The 7256-nt window shown below is 58.0% G+C and carries 10 protein-coding genes and 1 pseudogene; 6 read left to right on the forward strand and 5 right to left on the reverse strand.

Going from position 1 to position 7256, the window contains the following annotated elements; all coding sequences use genetic code 11:
* Positions 1-512: 512 nt before the first annotated feature.
* The 5 genes from RQH62_RS25020 to RQH62_RS24625 all read left to right on the forward strand — a co-directional run bounded on the left by RQH62_RS25020 (position 513) and on the right by RQH62_RS24625 (position 3296).
* Positions 513-854, forward strand: a complete 342-nt coding sequence (locus RQH62_RS25020; RefSeq protein ID WP_405053597.1) for a PilZ domain-containing protein — start codon at positions 513-515, stop codon at positions 852-854.
* Between the two features lie 331 nt (positions 855-1185).
* Positions 1186-2028 carry a transglutaminase family protein gene (locus RQH62_RS24610; protein ID WP_311271287.1) on the forward strand — a complete coding sequence of 281 codons (843 nt, stop codon included), beginning with the start codon at positions 1186-1188 and terminating at the stop codon, positions 2026-2028.
* A 165-nt stretch (positions 2029-2193) separates the two neighbouring features.
* A complete protein-coding gene (locus RQH62_RS24615; protein ID WP_311271288.1) occupies positions 2194-2499 on the forward strand; it encodes a UvrB/UvrC motif-containing protein in 306 nt (101 codons plus the stop codon).
* Complete coding sequence (locus tag RQH62_RS24620; RefSeq protein WP_311271289.1) at positions 2477-2740, forward strand: DUF3253 domain-containing protein; 264 nt, start codon at positions 2477-2479, stop codon at positions 2738-2740. The genes RQH62_RS24615 and RQH62_RS24620 overlap by 23 nt, the downstream gene beginning before the upstream one ends.
* 70 nt (positions 2741-2810) lie before the next feature.
* Entirely contained in the window at positions 2811-3296 is a 486-nt protein-coding gene (locus RQH62_RS24625) for a polyhydroxyalkanoic acid system family protein (protein ID WP_311271290.1), read from the forward strand.
* Between the two features lie 39 nt (positions 3297-3335).
* On the opposite strand, the gene RQH62_RS24630 is transcribed toward RQH62_RS24625, so the two are convergent.
* A complete protein-coding gene (locus RQH62_RS24630) occupies positions 3336-3560 on the reverse strand; it encodes a hypothetical protein (protein WP_311271291.1) in 225 nt (74 codons plus the stop codon).
* Between the two features lie 312 nt (positions 3561-3872).
* Here RQH62_RS24630 and RQH62_RS24635 point away from each other — a divergent pair, with 312 nt between their 5' ends.
* The gene (locus tag RQH62_RS24635) at positions 3873-4208 is read left to right on the forward strand and encodes a hypothetical protein (protein WP_311271292.1); all 336 of its coding nucleotides are present in this window, start codon (positions 3873-3875) and stop codon (positions 4206-4208) included.
* An 87-nt stretch (positions 4209-4295) separates the two neighbouring features.
* Here the strand turns inward: RQH62_RS24635 and RQH62_RS24640 are convergent, their stop codons facing one another.
* The 4 genes and pseudogenes from RQH62_RS24640 to RQH62_RS24655 all read right to left on the reverse strand — a co-directional run.
* The gene (locus RQH62_RS24640; RefSeq protein ID WP_311271293.1) at positions 4296-5174 is read right to left on the reverse strand and encodes a 3'-5' exonuclease; all 879 of its coding nucleotides are present in this window, start codon (positions 5172-5174) and stop codon (positions 4296-4298) included.
* 16 nt (positions 5175-5190) lie between these two features.
* Entirely contained in the window at positions 5191-5913 is a 723-nt protein-coding gene (locus RQH62_RS24645; RefSeq protein WP_311271294.1) for an RES family NAD+ phosphorylase, read from the reverse strand.
* The gene (locus tag RQH62_RS24650; protein WP_311271295.1) at positions 5910-6323 is read right to left on the reverse strand and encodes an MbcA/ParS/Xre antitoxin family protein; all 414 of its coding nucleotides are present in this window, start codon (positions 6321-6323) and stop codon (positions 5910-5912) included. Before RQH62_RS24650 ends, RQH62_RS24645 begins: the two co-directional genes overlap by 4 nt.
* A gap of 292 nt (positions 6324-6615) precedes the next feature.
* Positions 6616-7128 (reverse strand): annotated as a pseudogene (locus RQH62_RS24655) (tyrosine-type recombinase/integrase); the annotation flags it as partial.
* Positions 7129-7256 lie beyond the last annotated feature (128 nt).

Raw genomic sequence — 7256 nt, forward strand, 5'->3', positions numbered from 1 at the left:
CGAGCGCAAATCCATAGACAAAGGCTGACCCATCCATGCTGGCCTCCTCCACCAACAGGGATTCTGAATCATAAAATCACGCTCTTGGAAACCCTTGCCGATTCATAACGGTCGAAATCCGCTCTAGGTTGAATATCACGCAAGTTATCGGCTGGCAGCGTCCGAAACCTAACTGCAGCGAGCTGGCAACCCAGTGACAGCGCGCGGGCTGGATTGGTCGGTCTTGCAAGGCGCCATCAAAAAACTGCTGATCTGCTTCCGGGGTAGTCAGGCTGCAAAAAATCGCGGGACAACGCCAAGGTCCATGATGGGTTCGACGGGCAATATACGGTGTTATGTCTCGGGTTAACCATTTGGTCACTGGCAGGGTTCAAGCTGTAACGCGTTCGGGCTCATGCACGCATATCCATCGTCTCAATTCTTGACCCAGGAATTGCTCCTACTCAGGTGATGGCGTCGGGACGCCCCTCCGTTCGAGAGTGCAGACCATGCTACCATCGCTATATGAACGAATGCGCAAAGCGGACCGACGTCGCGATGCGCGGTTCGCCACGTCCTTCAGTGCCACGCTCACTTTGGACACCGGGAGCAGGGTGGTTGTTGTTGGAGATATCTCGGCGGGCGGAGCGATGCTTGAGGCTCAAAATGATCTTTGGCCAGGCTGCAAGCTTTCGCTCAAGGCGAAAAATCTGGACGTGAACGGCGAAATCCGATGGAGAAATGATCGACTCTGTGGCGTCGCCTTTTCCATGCCAGTCGATCCCTTCGCTGTAATCGCCGCCAATGTTGGGGATGTGACGGACACTATGGTCGAGGAGCCGCCGCTTTCATCTCGCCAGTCCGATAGGTCGTGAATGGCTGGCTGGATTGCAAATCCTTCAATAGGTGCCTTCATGCCGTCGATCTGTATCTGCACTTTTCCTTGTTTGGGTCAGACCTGAACATCTGAAGGGGCATAAAATAGGATGCTGGCGATGTACTGATCGACGCGTATCAGGACTTTCACCCCATATATTCTGCTACTTACGCAAGAATGGCGCGAAGAAATTCAGGGTGCCGATCGGCACCCGTCCATATTCTTGATTGAGATTAGGACGATTTCTTTGGAGCGAACGCCTGCACAAAGCATTCCGACATGGCGTTCCCCTCGTTGCCAGTCAGTGGACTGGCGCCCGGAGTTTATCCATGTTGATTCGTGCCGGCTACGACCTAACACTGCGGGCCTTCGCCCCCACACCCATGATCGCGATGCTTAACATCCGGCCCGAACGCCTCAGCGATCTAAGGACCGGTCAGGCCATCTCTACGGATCGTGGCGTCTCCATGGATCATTATCACGACACATTCGGCAATTTCTGCTCGCGCATGATCATGCCGCCTGGTGTCACAACGCTTTCCTGCGATTTCGTAATAGAGGATGAGGGCGTCACCGACCGTCAGTCGCCTCTGGCTATCCAGCACGAGGTAACGGAACTCCCTACCGATGTGCTGATGTATCTATTCAGCAGTCGATACTGCGATACCGAGCATCTTTCGAACATCGCGTGGGGGCTATTCGGGCATTTCCCCGCCGGCTGGCAAAGAGTGCAGGCGATCGTGGATTTCGTCCACCAGCATCTTACCTACGGTTATCAATATGCCCGACCCACGCGTACCGCCTATGAAGCCTATCAGGAGCGTGTCGGCGTATGCCGGGATTTCGCGCATCTGGCTGTCGCATTGTGCAGGTGTATGAATATTCCGGCACGTTATTGTAGCGGCTATCTCGGCGACATCGGCATAGAGCCGGTGCCCATTCCCATGGATTTTCACGCCTGGTTCGAGGTGTATCTGAGTGGTGAATGGCACAGTTTCGACGCGCGACATAGAGTGCCCCGGATCGGTCGCATTCTCATGGCATGTGGCCGCGACGCGGCAGACACCGCTTTGACTACAGCCTTTGGATCAGTGCAGCTGATCGGCTTCAACGTCCATACAGACGAGGTCAGCGGAGAGCTTATCGATCAGTTGCATAGGATGGCCGCCTGAGGGCTTCGGTGGAGCGATATGAGTCTATCTCGACCTGACCCTATGAATTCAGGACGCCGGTAAGGCTTTCCTGAGCAAAAGCTGCTTTCGCGACATATGCGCGACGAACCAATGTTTCGTAGGCGGCAAATTGCTCCCAATTCGACGCATATGCGTTGGTCCTATATGCAGGATACGATCGCAAGCCTTATCCAGCGAATGGAAGCCGCCGCTGCTGCCCTGGACTTTGAAGAAGCCCGGCGCTGTCGGGATATGATAAGCCTCATACGCGGCGGCGCGACTGTCGAAGACGCCTTGAAGGCAGATGTCTCGGGCTTGGAACGTCCCAAACCGGGAGCCATGGGCTTGGGCACCAGCCAACAGAGGATGGTGCCATTGCCCGACTGGCAGCCACCAGCAAAACCGGATCCCATGACGACAGGCCGAAGCGCACGCGGTAGCAAACGCAATGAGTGCAACAGATGCCCGTGAGGCACTCAATACCCTTATGGTTGCACGAAAACCGGGAGCGACAATTTGTCCGAGTGAAGTCGCTCGCGCGATTGCAAGTAAGCACAACTGGCGAGAGGCCATGCCCCTTGTTCATGCCATGGTCGATACCTTGCTGACCGAAGGACTAATTCACCTGAGTTGGAAAGGTACCAGCATGTCTGCACGATCTGGACCCTATCGCATTGCACCTGCTGAATCGGAAAGGGACGGGCACAATTGAATGAGCCGCGTCTTGGCCGAATTAGACAAAGCGTCAGCGCTTGTACGGTACCTCGTGACGATCAGGGTCCATGATCGATGACCTATCCATGCGCGGAAGAACGACGATTCTCAACCTGCCCGGCGATGCGCTCGATTTCTCAAATCAGCCATATGGCGCGCAACGGTGTTCAGCAGCCGTGAGATTAGACGGAACCATCAAGCCGGAGGCTATTCGAGCAATCATGGCAGCACCAACGATCATCGACATTCCCCACAATCTTGGCCGTGACGAAGCAAGGCGCCGCATGGCAGCAGGCATAGGCAAACTGGCTTCCCATATTCCGGGGGGCGCTGCCACCGTCACCCACAGCTGGCCTAGCCAAGATCAATTGTCTCTGACCGTCGCGACCATGGGCGTCGAAGTCCCCTGCACGGTCGATGCGGAAGACGCCCGCCTGCGTGTCACCCTTCAACTGCCCGCGATGCTCAGCCTCATGTCAGGACCGATCAAAGCTATCGTTCAACAACAGGGCGAACGACTGCTGCTCGATAATAAATCTGATCAAATGGCCTGACCAGCGCGGCGGCGCCAGCCAACCCGACATCCGCTGCCCTCAGGTCCGCCGCTGCCGTGCGTAGAGAAGCGCTGCGACGATAGCGGCCGACCCGATCCCGACAGCAGCGCCCAGGATTTTTGAAGAACCCGATAGCTTGGTGTCCTGTTCTCCTTCGCCCGAATCGGTCGCAGGTTCATCTGCCTGGATGCTCTCGGCATGCGGCGCTGGATGGGCGGGATAGGGCGCGGTACTGCCCGGAGGGACTGAAGGCCGATGCGTCATATATGTTCTCCTTTGATCCGTCGAACGCGTCGATGACGAAGCGGTTGCCCTGACCCCAGCATCGTTCGGCAACAGGCGCGCCAAATGAGACTACCCGCACCAGGGACGGCCCGATTGCCTCGCTGAAAAGCGCGACCGGACCGCTCCCCAAACCTCATCTCCGATCTTTCACGCTACGCCACAAGGTCGCGATGCTGGTCAGCACTGCGGCTATCCCAAGAAGAAATGATCCGTCGATTATCACCATTGCCGACTCCTTTCCTGCTCGATATGTTCACTATATGTTCTTGTGTAGGAAAGAGGGATTTTGCGATGTGCGTTTCGATCACCCCAATTCCAGATAGTGTCCGCCTGCAGGTTACCGGCGATGTCGAGACCGTGCTGGCTGTGCCCTATGACGACGACGAGCGGTTTCTGGTGGGTTTGAGCGATGGCACGTTGCTCATGGGCTGTTATGATGAAGCCATGCGGTGCCGTTGGGAGGTGGCGCGCGACGGCGCTGGCATCGTCCGGTTCGACGGCAATGCCGTTCGGGTCGAGTGGCGCGTCGAATGGCTGACTATCGGTACGTTCGACGCAAATGTTGTTGAGCCCGGCCTGCCGCCCGCGGTCCCTCTGTTTCCCGAACTGGATCGCTGGGCGGCATGATAGCAGGCGGACTCAGGGTCTAGCTGGCCTGATCCGGATGCTGGGGTTTCGAACGGGAGTTGCCGTTGCTACTGACGATCGGCAGCTTCAGCGATGCCGTTCACAAGCGGTGATGGGCAGGAAGGCGGGTTCCCCATACCCGCCATAGACGTCGCTCTGCAGCCAAGCGCGTTCAGCGTCGCGGTCCTGTTCACTGATGCTTCTCCACCAGAAGCGCATGGTGGCGTCCCAACGATATCCGCGCGATTTCAGCCGGTCCTTGGCATCGAAAGGCGCCTCGATGGCATTTACCCGATAGGTCTGCTGTTCCGAGCAGGCGATCATCTTTGCCAGGATCGTCTCTCCGTCCGGCAGGCCATGGGAAAGGAGATACAAAAGAGCCAGGATGTCGTTTTCGGCTCTGTGCCCTTCGTAGAACCAGCCGCATTGCGAAACGAGATGAGCGAGCGCCCGCCCCTCAAACCCAAGTTCAAACCAATCCAGCTCTGCCATCGAGCAGGCCCATGGCTTGCCTGCGATGGCAGGCAGCCGACGATCCACGAACGGTCTGTCGAAAGCCGCGTTGTGCGCCACGATGATGTCGGCGGAGGAGAGAATATCCACAGCCACTGATTCGTCGATCTGCTGCTCGGCAACGTCCGCATCGGTGAGACCGGTCAGGCTGGTGATTTTAGGATCGATCGGCATGCCAGGATCCTCGCGCCAGACTCGCGGCATTCCGACCTGTATGATGCGCCCTCGCTCATCGAATCGGAACCGCTGGATCGCCAACTCGATGATGCGATCGGTTTCGCGATCAAGGCCGGTCGTCTCCACATCGATCGCAACGCCGATGCGCGTTGAGCCCTCTGGACTGGCTGCATGAAAGTGCGTCACGGGGGTCAGCCGCCGCTGCACCCGATAATCCGGATGTGTGCCAAGCAGTCGGGCAGCCTGCGCGTGGCGATCGTCTGGAGCTCCGTTCATCTGTCGGCGGCTCTCGTCATGATGTCTCTATCACCCTGAACACAGCGCCGCTGCCCGCATCCCGAACGAGATCGATCCGTTCGCCGTCCCAGTGATAGTCGAGATGCCGACCCTGAACGGGGCTGGACGCACAGTCCGGATAGAAAAGCGCGACGCACTCGCCACCGGGCTGCCGGACGCTTGGATAGGCAACGCCGTCCGAGCCTGAACTGCGCAGCGTCGCGGCGAGCAGTTGCGCCGCCTCATAGCGATCGGGATCGAGGCAGGGACCAAATCCGGCCGCATCCGCTGTGAGGTCATGCAAATTGGCATCTACCCTCAGGGTGATCTCCCGAAACTGCGACGTCCATCCGGCAGGCTCGGCCGTTCGGGCCATGAAGCGCGCATGATGATGTATGGTCTCGAACAGTGCGGTCTCATAGCTGCGCGCGACGTAGAGCACGCCATAATGGCCGGCAGAGAATCGGCTCGGTCGATCAGGACTGACATGGGTGAACGACGCCATGAGATAGGAGGCCCCAGGACCACCGACTCGGCGCGCGGGTGGGATGAGGTCGATATTGCCGACCGACGTCATGATGCGCGGGTTCGTCTTCTGCTCGGCGGAAATGAGGAGAGGCCAGTCGGCAGGGTCCGCAATGTCCTCGAACAGATCGATGGGAGGATAGACACTGCGGATGATCCTGACCGCGCCCTCCCATTCGACCCTGCTGACCGGTGGCGCCGCTATTCCCGTCACCAGCCGCCACGCTCCGCGTCCAGATAGCGCCGCACCCGCATGATGTCGGTCAATTCGCCGCCTAGCATGACTGCCAGAGCACTCGTCCCCTCGAAGGCAGTATTGGGCGCCTTGATCCAGTCATAGCCGCGCTGCGGCTCCTGAAAGATGATGCGCAACGCCTTATGGATACCCATAAGGTTGGAGAGCCGGGCGAGCCCATCGCGCGAGATGCGGCCCGCCCCTTCGGCTTTCCAGCGACGGAAGCTGCGCAACGGCATGTCGGTCAGCATGGCAGCCTGCTCGTCCGTGACACCCCACTTGGAGAACAGGTTGAGGGCCGCACGAAACATCGCGCGGCCTTCATCTTGCGTGACAGGCTCAGGGCGGAATGGAGCTGGGACCGTTTCAATAGGTTGCAACATGTTCATTTAGCGCCTCCATTTGGCACTATATATGAAAAGAGTGCCAGATGGCAACATCGACGTTTAGCGAGCCATTTCGCGACAGTGCCGATTATAGGCTGAATCGCATATGCGATTCAGCACTGGCTCTCACGCCTGTCTCGATAATGCCGTCCGAACCTCGCCTCACTTACACTTCCAGCCGCCCGGAACAGGCAGAACAGTCGCTCCGATATCGCATCATCTTTTCCCGCTCATTCCATGCTTCCGGGCAAATATTCAGGCTTCCTCGGCACTCAACCATAGCGGTGATACTTCCCTAACTTCTGGCAGCGCCATCCAGATAGTCCGACCAAGCCTGCATCATCGCTACTCGCTCATCCCAATATTCTCCGCGCGCATAAGCGCGCCTAACCGCATCCGCCTCAGCGTGCGCCAACTGACGTTCGATTGCATCGGGATGCCACTTGCCCATCTCATTGAGCAATGTGCTCGCCATGGCTCGAAAGCCGTGACTCGTCATTTCATCGCCTGAATAGCCCAATCGTCGAAGAGCGCCGTTCAGCGCATTTTCGGACATGGGCCGCTTTATGGACTGGAAGCCGGGAAACACATACTTACCCGTCCCGGTAACCTCCCTGATGGAAGACAGGATGGCAAGAGATTGCCGCGATAGGGGGACGCGATGTGGGCGCCGCATCTTCATTTTTTCCGCCGGGATCGACCATAACGCCTTGTCGAAATCGATCTCCAACCATTCTGCATGGCGCAATTCGCCAGGACGGACAAAAACATGCGGAGCTAGCCGCAAGGCGGCTCTCGTCACCGCATGACTGTGGATCGGCGTGCAAAAAGGACCCCGTTAGCGGGGTGATCGGCGTCCAAAAGGGCCCCCTCATTTCGATGGTTTAAACAGCTGCCTGGATTTTCAGGCGGCGAGATCGGGATGTTGGTTTTGGA

This window comes from Sphingobium sp. WCS2017Hpa-17 (assembly GCF_031843765.1).
Lineage (GTDB): Bacteria > Pseudomonadota > Alphaproteobacteria > Sphingomonadales > Sphingomonadaceae > Sphingobium.

Bases quoted from the DNA above. Each gene is read 5' to 3' on its own strand.
- RQH62_RS25020 (WP_405053597.1), top strand. From the start codon at position 513: ATGCGCAAAGCGGACCGACGTCGCGATGCGCGGTTCGCCACGTCCTTC.
- RQH62_RS24610 (WP_311271287.1), top strand. From the start codon at position 1,186: ATGTTGATTCGTGCCGGCTACGACCTAACACTGCGGGCCTTCGCCCCC.
- RQH62_RS24615 (WP_311271288.1), top strand. From the start codon at position 2,194: ATGCAGGATACGATCGCAAGCCTTATCCAGCGAATGGAAGCCGCCGCT.
- RQH62_RS24620 (WP_311271289.1), top strand. From the start codon at position 2,477: ATGAGTGCAACAGATGCCCGTGAGGCACTCAATACCCTTATGGTTGCA.
- RQH62_RS24625 (WP_311271290.1), top strand. From the start codon at position 2,811: ATGATCGATGACCTATCCATGCGCGGAAGAACGACGATTCTCAACCTG.
- RQH62_RS24630 (WP_311271291.1), bottom strand. From the start codon at position 3,560: ATGACGCATCGGCCTTCAGTCCCTCCGGGCAGTACCGCGCCCTATCCC.
- RQH62_RS24635 (WP_311271292.1), top strand. From the start codon at position 3,873: ATGTGCGTTTCGATCACCCCAATTCCAGATAGTGTCCGCCTGCAGGTT.
- RQH62_RS24640 (WP_311271293.1), bottom strand. From the start codon at position 5,174: ATGAACGGAGCTCCAGACGATCGCCACGCGCAGGCTGCCCGACTGCTT.
- RQH62_RS24650 (WP_311271295.1), bottom strand. From the start codon at position 6,323: ATGAACATGTTGCAACCTATTGAAACGGTCCCAGCTCCATTCCGCCCT.